At 70.1% G+C, this 13,116-nt stretch carries 12 protein-coding genes; 5 read left to right on the top strand and 7 right to left on the bottom strand.

All coding sequences use genetic code 11. The annotated features are described in order from the left end of the window. Positions 1–56: 56 nt before the first annotated feature. The 3 genes from R9X41_RS07570 to msrA all read right to left on the bottom strand — a co-directional run bounded on the left by R9X41_RS07570 (position 57) and on the right by msrA (position 3,300). Positions 57–2,132: a TonB-dependent receptor gene (locus tag R9X41_RS07570; protein WP_318634268.1), complete on the bottom strand. Its 2,076-nt coding sequence runs from the start codon at positions 2,130–2,132 to the stop codon at positions 57–59. Between the two features lie 121 nt (positions 2,133–2,253). Beyond that, positions 2,254–2,697 (bottom strand): hypothetical protein, encoded by a 444-nt coding sequence (locus R9X41_RS07565; RefSeq protein WP_318634267.1) that lies wholly within the window; start codon positions 2,695–2,697, stop codon positions 2,254–2,256. Between the two features lie 60 nt (positions 2,698–2,757). After that, positions 2,758–3,300 carry a peptide-methionine (S)-S-oxide reductase MsrA gene (gene msrA / locus R9X41_RS07560; protein WP_318634266.1) on the bottom strand — a complete coding sequence of 181 codons (543 nt, stop codon included), beginning with the start codon at positions 3,298–3,300 and terminating at the stop codon, positions 2,758–2,760. 161 nt (positions 3,301–3,461) lie between these two features. Here msrA and R9X41_RS07555 point away from each other — a divergent pair, with 161 nt between their 5' ends. Further along, entirely contained in the window at positions 3,462–4,151 is a 690-nt protein-coding gene (locus R9X41_RS07555) for a protein-L-isoaspartate O-methyltransferase family protein (protein ID WP_318634265.1), read from the top strand. Between the two features lie 15 nt (positions 4,152–4,166). After that, entirely contained in the window at positions 4,167–4,514 is a 348-nt protein-coding gene (locus R9X41_RS07550; RefSeq protein WP_318634264.1) for a rhodanese-like domain-containing protein, read from the top strand. Positions 4,515–4,548: 34 nt separating this feature from the next. Here the strand turns inward: R9X41_RS07550 and R9X41_RS07545 are convergent, their stop codons facing one another. Beyond that, positions 4,549–5,814 (bottom strand): 3-deoxy-D-manno-octulosonic acid transferase, encoded by a 1,266-nt coding sequence (locus tag R9X41_RS07545; RefSeq protein WP_318635174.1) that lies wholly within the window; start codon positions 5,812–5,814, stop codon positions 4,549–4,551. A gap of 62 nt (positions 5,815–5,876) precedes the next feature. Further along, a complete protein-coding gene (locus R9X41_RS07540; RefSeq protein ID WP_318634263.1) occupies positions 5,877–7,262 on the bottom strand; it encodes a phosphomannomutase/phosphoglucomutase in 1,386 nt (461 codons plus the stop codon). A 184-nt stretch (positions 7,263–7,446) separates the two neighbouring features. Between R9X41_RS07540 and R9X41_RS07535 the strand changes: the two genes are divergently transcribed. From R9X41_RS07535 to R9X41_RS07525, 3 genes are read left to right on the top strand one after another with little or no spacing between them, the layout of a single operon-like run. Continuing rightward, the gene (locus R9X41_RS07535; RefSeq protein ID WP_318634262.1) at positions 7,447–9,012 is read left to right on the top strand and encodes an Ada metal-binding domain-containing protein; all 1,566 of its coding nucleotides are present in this window, start codon (positions 7,447–7,449) and stop codon (positions 9,010–9,012) included. Beyond that, complete coding sequence (locus R9X41_RS07530) at positions 9,009–9,545, top strand: methylated-DNA--[protein]-cysteine S-methyltransferase (protein WP_318634261.1); 537 nt, start codon at positions 9,009–9,011, stop codon at positions 9,543–9,545. Before R9X41_RS07535 ends, R9X41_RS07530 begins: the two co-directional genes overlap by 4 nt. Beyond that, positions 9,542–10,435, top strand: a complete 894-nt coding sequence (locus tag R9X41_RS07525; protein WP_318634260.1) for a DMT family transporter — start codon at positions 9,542–9,544, stop codon at positions 10,433–10,435. The genes R9X41_RS07530 and R9X41_RS07525 overlap by 4 nt, the downstream gene beginning before the upstream one ends. Positions 10,436–10,459: 24 nt before the next feature. Here R9X41_RS07525 and R9X41_RS07520 read toward each other — a convergent pair whose 3' ends face one another. Both R9X41_RS07520 and R9X41_RS07515 read right to left on the bottom strand, forming a co-directional pair. Further along, positions 10,460–11,119 carry a DUF1345 domain-containing protein gene (locus tag R9X41_RS07520; protein ID WP_318634259.1) on the bottom strand — a complete coding sequence of 220 codons (660 nt, stop codon included), beginning with the start codon at positions 11,117–11,119 and terminating at the stop codon, positions 10,460–10,462. 35 nt (positions 11,120–11,154) lie between these two features. Beyond that, on the bottom strand, positions 11,155–13,071 hold the full coding sequence (locus R9X41_RS07515) for a propionate--CoA ligase (RefSeq protein ID WP_318634258.1): 1,917 nt from the start codon (positions 13,069–13,071) through the stop codon (positions 11,155–11,157). Positions 13,072–13,116 lie beyond the last annotated feature (45 nt).

Here is a 13,116-nt window from a genome sequence, read left to right as displayed (position 1 = left end):
CGGCGAGGGGCGAAAGGCCGGGACTGTACCTCAGGGCAAACCCTGACCAACTTCCATCAGAAGCTCGCCTGCACGCCCAGCTTCAGGCTGCGGCCGGGCAGCGGCGCCCTGGGATAGGCGGTCGTGGTCAGGATCGAGGTCGCGCTGTAAGCCCGTTTGTCGGTGATGTTGTCCAGGCGGGCGAACCACAGCAGGCTGGTCTTGAGCGCGCCGAACTGCGCCTGGGTGCGCCAGCCGAGCGCCGCATTCCACAGCGTGTAGGCCTTGGTGGCGCGGTCGCCTTCGGGCACGCGGTCCTGCGAAGCCAGGTGGTCGAAGCCGCCCGACAGTCGCCACGGGCCGTTCGCCCAGGCCAGCGTGGCGCCGGCGCGCACCGGGGCGATGCGCGGCAGCGGCTGGTCGGTGTCGCGGTTGGTGGCGCGGGTCAGATCGGCGCGCAGCATCAGGTCGAGCGTGCCGCCGGCCAGCGGCCCGGTCAGCCCCTGCTCGCCGGCCAGCCGCACCGTGCCACTGGACTCGATGCCGTAGAAACGCGCGCGAATCGACGAATAGCGGTATTCCGGCAACGTCTCCAGCAGCGGGTCGGACGGATTGCGTTCGCCCTCCTCGCTCAACACGTCGCCGGTGCGCGAAAGGCCGATGTAGTGGCTGAAGTTGCTGACATAAGCCGTCGCCTTGAAGCGGTTCGGCCCGCTCTTCCACTCGGTGCCCAGGTCGAAGCTGGTCGACTTTTCCACTTTCAGCGCGGTGTCGCCGGTCTCCCAGGCGGCAGTCGCGATGTGCGGGCCGTTGGCGAACAATTCGTAGTCCTTGGGGGCGCGCCGGGTGTAGGCCAGGTTGGAGGTGAGCTTCCAGGCGGGCGACAGGTCGACCAGCGCGCCGACGCCCGCGCTGTATGGGTTGAAGTTGAACTTGCCGGTGGCGAAGCGGTCGATCGCCGCATTGCCCAAGGACTCCACTTCCACATGCTCGGTGCGCGCGCCGAAATTCAGCTTGCCCCAGGACGTCGGCAGTTCCTCGTGGATGAACAAAGCGGCGCTTTGCGTGCGGCTGTAGGGCGCGAACGCTTCTTCGCCCACGGCCGAGAACCGGTTGGACTCGACCTGCAGGCCGACCAGGCCGTTCAGCCGGCCCATCGGCAGGTGGCGCGCCTCCAGTCGCAACTCGTTGCCACGGTTGGAGAAGGTGGTGCCGGGCTCGCCGCCTTCGTATTCGGTATGGCGGTAGTCGGTGTGGCTGGCCTTCATGCGGATGCTTTCCAGCCCCAGCGCATTGATGCGGTACTCACCTTCGAGCGCGTAGCGGTCCGAACGCATGCCGATGGTCACGTCGTCTTCCGCCACGGTGCCATAGGTGCTGCGGTAGGTACTGACCGAGGCGCCCAGGTAGCCGCGGTCGAAGAACATCGTGCCGCCGACCGCGCCGCCGTGCGTCTGGCTTTCGGAGTTGCAGATGCGCCGACGAATTCCGACCTTGCCCGGCTTCTCGCAATCGAGCGACACCGGCACCCGTACATCGCCGGTGTGGCGATCGAAGGCGTCCACATGCAGGGCGAAGCGGTCGTTGCCGCCTTCCACCATGGCGCTGCCGCCGGCCGAGCGGTTGCCGGTGGCGCCGTCGAGTTGCACCTTGCCGCCGACGCCATTGAGCGGCTCGCGCGGAATGCGGTTGTCGATCACGTTGACCACGCCCCCCACGGCGCTGCCGCCATACAGCAGCGCAGCCGGGCCGCGCAGCACCTCGACGCGGTCGATCAGCATCGGCTCGATCGGCACCGAGTGGTCGAAGCTCAGCGCCGACGCGTCGATGGAGGCGCCGCCGTTCTGCAGCACGCGGATGCGGTCGCCGTCCTGTCCGCGGATGATCGGTCGGCTGGCGTTGGGGCCGAAATAGGTACTGGAGACGCCCGGCAGGCCGTCCAGCGTTTCGCCGAGCGTAGGTTGCAGGCGCTGGGTGAGCGCGTCGCCCGAGAGCTGCTCGACCGGCTGCACCATGGCGTCGGAACCCAGCGGATTACCGGTGACGGTGACCTCCTTCAGTGTGGTGACCGGCGCGGTCTGGGCGAATGCGGAGGCGGAAACGAAAGTGAGGACGGCGGCACGGACGGCGCTGGACCGGAAGGAGGCGGACATGGAAAAAACTCGCTGAAATCGAAGCCGGCCGCGCGCTCGAAGCGGGCGCGGCAGGCGGGCGACCGATGCGGCCGGAGCAGCATCGGAAGACTCTTGTCGGCGCGCGGAGGCGCCGGGGATTTCAGGCGAGCGAGGGTGGACCGCGCGCGTCGAACAGCGTGGCCCAGCGGCGCAGGCATTCGCCCGCATGCCAGGCCAGCACCGCGACGGGCGGCAGCAGCACCGGCGGCAGGGTCAGCGCGTGCTGCAGGCCGTCGGCGTGGGAGAGCTGGTCGTAGAGGCGGCAGTCGCCGCTGTGGCTGTGGTCACCGAAGAGGCGCCGCAGCGTGCCGGCGCAGGCGTCGGCATCCGACGACGAAGCACCGACCGCAGCGGGCAGATGCGAGTCGAAGGACACGACGGCGGTCTTGCTCGTCGACGCATGCAGGACCGAATGCACCGTGCCCAGCCAGGGCGCGATCAGCAATGCCACCAGCAGCAGCCACACCCGCAATGCGCTCCATGGCGACACCCGCGCGGCGGCGGGCGTCGCGTGGTGGCGGGATGGAAAACGAGGGAAAGTCATGCGGGCGGCGAGCAACCCGCGATTGTTACCGAAAAGCGTGACGCTCCCGAGTCGCGCGCCTCACGACTTCACGTGCTGCAGAAACGTCTTGCGAAATTTCTGCACCTTCGGCGCCACCACCGCCGCGCAGTAGCCTTGCCCCGGATGGTTGGCAAAGTAATTCTGGTGATACGCCTCCGCCGGCCAGTAGTCGGCCAGCGGGGTCACCTCGGTGACGATGGGGCTGCGGTACACGCCGCTGGCGACCATCTCGGCGATCACCGATTCGGCCACCTGCTTCTGCTCGTCGCGGGCGTAGTAGATGCCACTTCGGTACTGCGTGCCCACGTCGTTGCCCTGGCGGTTGAGTGTGGTCGGGTCGTGCACCACGAAAAATATTTCCAGGATCTCGCGCAGGCTGATCAATTCCGGATCGAACTGCAGGCGCACCACCTCGACATAGCCGGTGTCGCCGGTGCAGACGTCCTGGTAGCTGGGCTGGCGCGGCTGGTCGCCGTTGGAATAGCCGCTCTCCACGGCGACCACCCCGGTGACCTCGAGGTACACCGCTTCGGTGCACCAGAAGCATCCGCCACCGAGCACGATGGTTTCTACATTTGCCATCTATGAACCTCTTCCTTCAGGGACTGGTTGACTGAGTTGGGGTCAGCATGCCACTTATAAAAGCCCGGCCGGTGACGACCGGTTTGAATCCCGTCCAAAGATCGGCCTGCTGCCCTAAAATCGGCGGCTCCACGCCCCGCGAGACCTCCGAGAACGACCCGATGTCCCTCCCGCTCAATACGCCCATCACCCACGCCAGCAGCCAGGACCAGGCTCGCTTCAACATGATCGAGCAGCAGATCCGCCCGTGGGACGTGGCGGACAACGACGTTCTCGACCTGCTGGCCGTGCTCCACCGCGAGGAATTCGTGCCCCTGGCCCACCGCGGCCTGGCCTTCATGGACATGGAAATCCCCCTGCCGGGCGGCCAGAACATGCTGGCGCCGCGCGTCGAGGCCCGCCTGCTGCAGGACCTGCGCATCCAGCCGCACGAGTCCGTGCTGGAGATCGGCGCCGGCTCCGGCTACATGGCCGCGCTGCTCGCACGCCGAGCCAAGCGGGTGCTCAGCCTGGAGATCGACCCCGAACTCGCCGCCTTCGCGCGCGACAACCTGCAGCGCGCCGGCATCGCCAACGCCGACGTCCGCGTGGCCGATGGCTCGCAGCTGCCGGTGGACGGCGGGCCGTTCGACGTGATCGTGCTCAGCGGCTCGGTCGCCCAGGTGCCGGCCGTGTTGCTCGACCAGCTGCGCCGCGGCGGCCGGCTCGGCGCCATCGTCGGCGACCTGCCGATGATGCGCACCCACATCATCACCCGCACCGGCGAGGCCAGCTTCGAGACGGCGGAACCCTGGGACACCGTCGCCCAGCGCCTGCAGAATTTCCCGACGCCCTCGCGTTTTCACTTCTGATTCGATCGGCCCTCCATGTCCACGATTGCCCAGCTGCGGCCCGCCGATTTCGATTCCTGGGTCAGCGCCCACGCCGACGACGTGCCGGTGCTGCTCGACGTGCGTGAGCCCTGGGAGCTGCAGACCGCGAGCGTCGCGGCGGTGCCGGGCCTGCGCCTCGTCGGCATTCCGATGAACGACATTCCCGCGCGGCTGGCCGAACTCGACCCGGACGTGCCGGTCGCCTGCCTGTGCCATCACGGCGCGCGCAGCCAGCGCGTCGCCATGTTCCTGCAGGGCAACGGCTTCGTCGACGTGACCAACGTGGCCGGCGGCATCGACGCCTGGGCAGTGGAGCGCGACACCGCCGTGCCGCGCTATTGAGCGGCGTCGACCGCCGCGCCAAACAAGGCCGCCCTCACCGGGCGGTTTTTTTTGCCAGCAGCGCGCACAGGGCGTCGGCCGTGCGCGCCGCCGCGCCCCGGTGCGCCGACGCGAACGACAGAGCCGCACCGCGCGCGATGCCCAGCCGCCCGGCGTCGGCCACCAGCGAGGTTGCAACGCCGACCGCTTCGGTCATGTCGGCCACCCGGAATGCGGCGCCCGCAGCCTCTGCCAGCGCCGAGGCCTCGGCGAAATTGAAGGTCGACGGCCCCATCACCACCGGACAACCGCAGGCCGCGGCTTCGATCAGGTTCTGCCCGCCGGTCATCGCGAAACTGCCGCCAAGCAGCGCCACATCGGCCATGCCGTAGTAGCGTGCCATCTCGCCGAGCGAGTCGCCGAGCCAGACATCGGCACGCGGCGGCGCGTCGTCCGGGCCGACCGGCGCCCACCCGCTGCGGCGCGACACCGCCAGGCCGCCTGCTTCGAGCAGTGCCGCGACCTCGTCGAAGCGCTGCGGATGGCGCGGCACGATCAGCCACTGCACGTCGTCGAGGCCTGCGCTGCGCGACCTGAACGCCTCGATCCACATCGCTTCCTCGCCCTCGCGGCTGCTGGCCAGCAGCACGACCGGGCGCCCCGTGGCGCGGCGCCAGCGACGGCCGGCCTCCTGCTGCACGGGGTCGGGCGTCATGTCGAACTTGAGGTTGCCGAACACACCACCGACCGGTGCACCCAGGCCGGCCAGGCGCCGTGCATCGTCGTCGGACTGCGCCCAGACGGCCGTCAGCGCGGCGAAGGCCGGCCGCGCCAGCACGCCCAGGCGCTCGGCACCGCGCAGGGATTTGTCGCTCAGCCGGGCGTTGGCCAATACCAGCGGCACGCCAGCATCGCGGCAGCCGGCGACCAGGTTCGGCCATACCTCGGTTTCCATCAGCACGCCGATGTCGGGCCGGAAATGCGCGAGAAAGCGGCCGACCGCGCCGGCGGTGTCCCAGGGCTGCCAGGTCTGGGCATCGCCCGGCAGCAGCAGCACTCCGCCCTCGGCCCGGCCGGTGGCGGTGCCGTGCGTCAGCAGCAGGCGCATGCCGGGAATGCGCTGGCGCAAGGCAGCGACCAGCACGCCGGCCGCCCGGGTTTCGCCGAGCGACACCGCGTGGATCCAGATGCGCGGCCCGCCCGGGGCGAGTGGCTCGGCCGGGTAACGGCCGAAACGCTCCTCGACGGATTCCAGGTAGCCGGCCTCGACCTCGCCGCGCCGCCGCAGCTTGCGCCGCAACAGGGGCTGGGCAAGCGTCATGCCGGCCGAATACACCGCGCGCAGGGCGCGTTCGAACGGCACGATGCGCGAGCCCTTGGAGGTCAGTGCGCGGCGGCGCCGAGCTGTGCGTCGGGCTTGACCGTCTTGAGCAACGTGACCATCGTTTCCTCGATGCGGTGCATCGCGGCCTCGGTATGGCCTTCGAAGCGCAGCACCAGCACCGGCGTGGTGTTGGACGCGCGGATCAGGCCGAAGCCGTCGGACCAGTCGACCCGCAGGCCGTCGATGGTGGACACCTTGGCGTCCCCCTCGAAAGCGGTGGCGCTGTCGACCAGCTTCTGCACCACCAGGTGCGGCTCGCCCTCGGCACAGGCCACGTTGAGTTCGGGCGTGGAGAAGCTGGTGGGCAGGGCGTTGAGCACCGCGCTCACGTCGGCGCTGCGGCTCAGGATCTCGAGCAGACGGCAGCCGGCGTAGGTGCCGTCGTCGAAGCCGAACCAGCGTTCCTTGAAGAAGATGTGGCCGCTCATCTCGCCGCCGAGTGGCGAATTGGTTTCGCGCATCTTGGCCTTGATCAGCGAGTGGCCGGTCTTGAACATGACCGCTTCGCCGCCAGCGGCCACGATGGCCGGGGCCAGGCGCTGGGTGCACTTCACGTCGAAGATGATCTTGCCGCCCGGCACGCGGGTCAGCACGTCCTGGGCGAACAACATCATCTGGCGGTCGGGGAAAATGTTCTGGCCGTCCTTGGTGACGATGCCGAGCCGGTCGCCGTCGCCGTCGAAGGCCAGGCCGATCTCGGCGTCGGAGCTCTGCAGCGCCGCGATCACGTCTTTCAGGTTGTCGGGCTTGCTCGGATCCGGATGGTGGTTGGGGAAGTTGCCGTCGACCTCGCTGAAGAGTTCGATGACTTCGCAGCCGATCGCACGGAAGATGGCCGGGGCCGACGCGCCGGCCACGCCGTTGCCGGAGTCGACGACGATCTTGACCGGGCGGGCGAGCTTGATGTCGCCGACGATGCGCGCGATGTAGGCCGGCAGCACGTCGACCTGGCGCACGCTGCCACCTTCGCGGTGCGGCGCGCTGGCAGCGTCCATGGTGCGGCGCAGCGACTGGATCTCCTCGCCGTAGATGGCCTTGCCGGCCAGCACCATCTTGAAGCCGTTGTAGTCCTTGGGGTTGTGGCTGCCGGTGACCTGGATGCCGCTGTGGCAGAGCGTGGCGGCCGCGAAGTACAGGATGGGCGTGGTGACCATGCCGACGTCGATCACCTCGATGCCGGCGTCGATGAGGCCGGCGATCAGCGCGGCCGACAGCGACGGGCCCGACAGACGGCCGTCGCGGCCGACGGCCACCGTCTTCTCGCCAAGCTCCAGGGCGGCGGCACCGAAGGCCTGGCCCAGCGACCGGGCGACTTCCTCGTCCAGGGTGGACGGCACGACGCCGCGAATATCGTAAGCCTTGAAGATCGACGGGGAAAACGGCATGGGTGCGCTCCGGATACGGCGGGTTGAGTTGTTGGCAAAAACGCCAGAGATTGTAGGCAGCACCATGGCGGCACGATGTCGGACATGGGCGCTTGGACGGGCTTTGCAAAGTTCGTGCGCGGCACGCGATGCACATGTCCGAAAACGGCGAATCGGTACGGATGGCCTCCTTATCATCGATTGCATGGATTCCGCCTCCTCCACCGCTGCGACTACCGCCCTGCCCACCGATACCGAAGGCTGCTGGCGCGCGCTGGCATCGCACGACGCGCGTTTCGACGGCCGCTTCTTCACCGGCGTGACCAGCACCGGCATCTACTGTCGACCGGTTTGCCGGGTGCGCACGCCGCGCCTGGAGAACTGCCGCTTCTTCGCGCTCGCGGCGCAGGCCGAGCAGGCGGGTTTTCGGCCCTGCCTGCGCTGCCGGCCGGAGCTGGCGCCATCGCCGGGCGGCGCGGCTGCCTGGTCGATGCAGGACGCCGGCAGCCTGCTGGCACACGCCGCCGCGGCCTGGCTGGACGATCCGCTGAACTGGAGCGACGAGGCTGGCGCGGCATTGCAGGCCCGCTTGGCCGATCACCTCGGCGTGACCGACCGGCACCTGCGCCGCGTCTTTCTGGCTGCATTCGGCGTGACCGCCCTGCAATACCTGCAAACCCGCCGGCTGCTGTCGGCCAAGCAATTGCTGACCGATACCCGGCTGCCGGTCAGCACCGTCGCGCAGGCCGCCGGCTTCGCCAGCCAGCGTCGCTTCAACGCGGCCTTTCTCGAACACTACCGCCTGAGCCCGACCGCGCTGCGCCGCGAAGGCAGCAGCGCCACCGACACCGGCACGGCGACCATCCGCCTGCCCTGGCGCGCGCCCTACGACGCGGCCGGCATCATGGCCTTCTTCGGCAAACGCGCAGTGACCGGTCTCGAAACGCTGGTGGCCGACGAGCAGGTCGCCGGCAGGAGCTGGCTGACCCGCACCCTGGCCCTGGGCAACGCGCGCGGCTGGTTGCAGATCACGTTGGACACAAACGCCCACCAGGCGCTGCTGCGGGTGGGGGAACGCCTGGCGCCGGCGCTGCCCGCGCTGATCCGCCGGGTGCGCGCCATGCTCGACCTCGATGCCGACCCCGCCGCCATCGACGCTGTACTGCTGCCGCATTTTCCGGGCAGCGCCGGTGGCCGGGTGCCGGGCGCGCTCGACGGATTCGAGCTGGCGGTGCGGGCGATCCTGGGCCAGCAGGTCACCGTGGCAGCCGCGCACACCATCTGCGGCCGACTGGTGGTGCGCTACGGCGAGCCGATCGAAACGCCCTTCCCCGGCGTCGACCGCCTGTTCCCCACGCCCGCCGCGCTGGCGCTGGCCGACGGCGACGTCCTGGGCGGGCTCGGCATCGTGCGGCAGCGGCAGGCGGCCATCGTCGCCCTGGCACGCGAGGTCGACGCCGGGCGTCTCGCCCTGCGACCGGGCGACGCGCCGGAGCCCGCCATGGCCGCCCTGCGCGCCCTGCCCGGCATCGGCGACTGGACCGCGCAATACATCGCGATGCGCGCCCTGCGCTGGCCCGACGCCTTTCCGGCCGGCGACGTGGCGCTGCAGAAAGCGCTCGGCGTACGCGGCGCCGCCAAGCCGGCGCAAGCCGCCATCGACGCCTCGCAGGCCTGGCGGCCCTGGCGCAGCTACGCCGTGTTGCGCGCCTGGCACGGCACGCCCGAAGCGACAATCTCCACCCCGGCCGAACAGGAGACGACCCCATGAAATACGCAGCCGACACCGTACAGCGCCGCTGGCAGAGCCCGCTGGGCGCCATCGACCTGGCCGCCACGCCGCGCGGCCTGGCCGGGCTCTGGTTCGACGACCACAAATACCGCCCCGCCGCGCTCGACGCGGCCGACGGCTGGCCGCGCCACGACGGCCCGCATGCGGTGCTCGACGCCGCCGTTGCCGAACTGCAGGCCTACTTCGACCGCAAACTCGCCCGCTTCGAGGTGCCGATCGAATTGCCGCAGGCCACCGACTTCCAGCGCGCCGTCTGGGCCGGCCTGCTCGACCTGCAACACGGCCGCACCTGCAGCTACGGCACGCTGGCCGTCGCCACCGGCCGGCCCCACGCGGTGCGGGCCGTCGGCACCGCCGTGGGTCGCAACCCGGTCTCCATCCTGGTGCCCTGCCATCGCGTGGTGGGCGGCGACGGTGCGCTCACCGGCTATGCCGGCGGGCTGTCGCGCAAGGCGGCGCTGCTGGCGCTGGAGCAGGAGCAGGCCCAGCACCGCCTGCCCGAAATGGCATGACCGACAGCCCGCGCGGCTGGATCGGCAGCTTCATCGCCCTGGCCGCCATCTGGGGCGCCTCGTTTCTTTTCATGCGCTTGGGCGCGGTCGACTTCGGCCCCTGGCCGACCGCCGGCCTGCGGGTGATGCTGGCCGCGCTGGTGCTGGCACCGGCGCTGTGGCTGCGACGGCCGGCCAGCGGCATGACGGCGCGGCGCTGGGGCTGGCTGCTGGCCGTGGGCGCGTTCAACTCCGGCATTCCGTTCGCCCTGTTCTCGTACGCAGTGCTGCACCAGCCGACGGGCATGACCTCGATCCTCAACGCCACCGCGCCGCTGTTCGGCGCGCTGGTCGCCTGGGTGTGGCTGCGGGAGCGGCCGGACGCCTCGCGCTGCATCGGGCTGGCAGTGGGTTTCGGCGGCGTGGCGCTCATCGCCCAGGCCAGCGGCAAGCTGGGTGCCTCCAGCGGGCTGTGGCCCGTGCTCGCCTGCCTGGGCGCCACGCTGTGCTACGGCGTCGGGGCGACCATGGCACGGCTGCATCTGCAGGGCTTGAGCCCGCTCTTCAGCACCGCCGCCAGCCTGGTCGGCGCGAGCCTGGTGCTGGCCGTGCCCACCGCGATGTACTGGCCGGCGCGCATGCCCGGCGTCAGCGCGTGGGCGGCAGTGGTGGCGCTCGCGCTGCTGTGCTCGGCGCTCGCCTACTTTCTGTACTACCGGCTGATCCAGCGGGCCGGTGCGGCGCGCGCGATGACGGTCACCTTCCTCATCCCGGTCTTCGGCCTGGCCTACGGCGTGGCGCTGCTCGGGGAAACGCTGACGACCACCACCGTCATCGGCGGGCTGGTGGTGCTGGCCGGCACCCTGCTCGCCACGGGACTGGTGCGGCTGCCGCGACCGCACGAGGTCTGATCGGACTGCCGGCGGGCCCGGCGCTCAGAGCGCCGAGGCCAGCGCGTTGATGCCCAGCGCCAGGATCACCACGTTGAACACGAAGGACAGCAGGCCGTGCACCGCCGTCAGCCGTCGCATGCGCGAGGTGGTGACCTGCACGTCGGACACCTGAGAGGTCATGCCGATGACCAGCGCGTGGTAGAGAAAGTCGAAGTAGTCGGGATCGCCTTTGCCGGGAAAATCCAGCCCTGCCGTGTCGGCCGCGTTCTCCGCCTTTTCGTCTTCCAGCTGGTAATAGAGATGCGAATAGTGAAAGGCGAACAGGCTGTGGATCCACAGCCAGGAAGCCGCCAGGGCCGCCGCCGACAGCGCGAGTTGCAGCGCCCGTTGCGCCGGCGGCAGGCTGCGCGCATGGCTCAGCAGCAGCACGATGGCCGCCACGCTGGCGCACAGCGCCACCACCATCACCAGGAACAACACCCAGGCCGATTCGTCCTGCTCCCGCGCGCGCTGGCGAATGCGCACCGCGTCGAAGCCGCCGGCCAGCCGCGCGGCCAGGCCAAGGTCGACCACGGCGGCGGCTATCCAGGCCAGCAGTCCGCGCGTCTGCCAGGTCAGGGGCAGCGGCAGCAGCGAGACCGCCACGAACGCGATGCCGGAAAACGCCAGCCGCTGCGGACCAGTGGTGTCGGATAGAGCCATGGAAGGCGATTGTGTTCGCCGCCGATGATTCGCGCTCAGGCCGTGGCGGCGGCACGCAGGCGGGCGACCGCGTCACGCACCTGCTGCAGGGCGCCCGGGTCTTCCAAGGTACTCAAGTCGCCGGTGTCGCGCCCTTCGCAGACCGCCTGGATCGCGCGTCGCAGCAGCTTGCCGCTGCGGGTCTTGGGCAGCAGCGAGACGAACAGCACCCGCTGCGGACGGGCGATGGCGCCCAGGCGGGTGTCGACGTGGCGCAGGATGTCGGCCTCCAGTGTGGACGCCACGGCCGGGTCCACCGCCGCCTGCGCATCGCGCGCCACCACCAAAGCCAGCGCCGCCTGGCCCTTCACCGCGTCCGCCACGCCCACCACCGCGACCTCGGCCACGCCGGCATGGCCGGCGACGACTTCCTCGATCTCGCGCGTGCCCAGGCGATGCCCGGCCACGTTGATCACGTCGTCGGTGCGGCCCAGCACGAACCAGTAGCCGTCCTCGTCGCGCACGCCCCAGTCGAATGTGCTGTAGACGAAGCGACCCGGCACGCTCTTCCAGTAGGTGTTGACGAAGCGCTCGTCGTCGCGCCACACCGTCTGCATGCAGCCCGGCGGCAGCGGCCCCTCGATGGCGATGACGCCCTTGCGGCCCGGCTCGTTCAGGTCTTCGCCGGTGGCCTCGTCGATCAGCCGCAGGTCGTAGCCGTACATCGGAAATCCCGGGCTGCCGATACGGCCGGCCGAGCGTTCCACGCCGTTGGCGATGGTCATGATCGGCCAGCCGCTTTCGGTCTGCCAGTAGTTGTCGACCACCGGCACGCCGATCGCCTCGCCGATCCAGCGGGCGGTCGGCTCGTCGAGCGGTTCGCCCGCCAGCCAGAGCGCTTTCAGGCTGGAGATGTCGTAGCGGCGCAGGTGCTCGGGATCCTGCCGGCGCAGCACCCGGATCGCGGTCGGTGCCGAGAACATCTGCGTCACCTGGTGGCGCTCGACCAGGCTCCACCACACGCCTGCGTCCGGCTGGATCGGCAGGCCCTCGTACAGGATGGTGGTCATGCCGGCGATCAGCGGCCCGTAGACGATGTAGCTGTGGCCGACCACCCAGCCGATGTCGCTGGTGCAGAAGAAGGTCTGCCCGCCGTGGGCGTCGAAGATGTGCCGCATGCTCGCCGCCAGCGCCACGGCATAGCCGCCGGTGTCGCGCTGCACGCCCTTGGGCCGACCGGTGGTGCCGCTGGTGTAGAGCGTGTAGCTGGGATGGGTGGCGTCGACCCACGTGACGGGCACTTGCGCGCCGGCGTGCTCGGCGCGCAGGTCGCGCCAGAGCAGGTCGCGGTCCGGCACCAGGGGCATGTCGGCCAGTCCGCGGTCGACCAGCACCACCCGCTCGGGCTGGTGGGCCGACAGGCGCAAGGCCTCGTCGAGCAACGGCTTGTAGGCCAGGACGCGTTTGCCACGCGAGCCGGCGTCGGCGCTGACGACGACCTTGGGCCCGGCGTCGTCGATGCGCGTGGCCAGCGCCGCCGGGGCGAAACCGCCGAACACCACCGTGTGCAAGGCGCCGAGCCGGGCGCAGGCCAGCATGGCGAACACGGCCTCCGCCACCATGGGCATGTAGATCAGCACCCGGTCGCCTGCCGCCACGCCGAGCGACTGCAGCGCCGCGGCCATGGCGTTCACCTCGGCGTGCATTTCCGCGTAGGTGTAGCTGCGTTCGGTATCGGTCTCGGTCGACACCGCCACCAGCGCCGGCTGCTCGGACCGCATCGCCAGGTGTCGGTCTATCGCGTTGTGGCAGAGGTTGGTGGTGCCGCCGGCGAACCAGCGCGCGAAAGGCGGATGGCTCCAGTCGCAGATCTGGCGGGGCTGCGAATGCCAGTCGATCAGGCGGGCCTGTTCGGCCCAGAACGTGTCGCGGTCGGCGAGCGAGCGACGATGGAAGTCGGCGTACGTGGTCATGGGCGGCTTGTCTCCGGATGTCCGGCCGACACGCCCCGCGGCGCT

It is taken from the genome of Xylophilus sp. GOD-11R, assembly GCF_033546935.1.
GTDB lineage: Bacteria > Pseudomonadota > Gammaproteobacteria > Burkholderiales > Burkholderiaceae_C > Xylophilus.
This window is presented reverse-complemented; position numbering and strand designations above follow the sequence as displayed.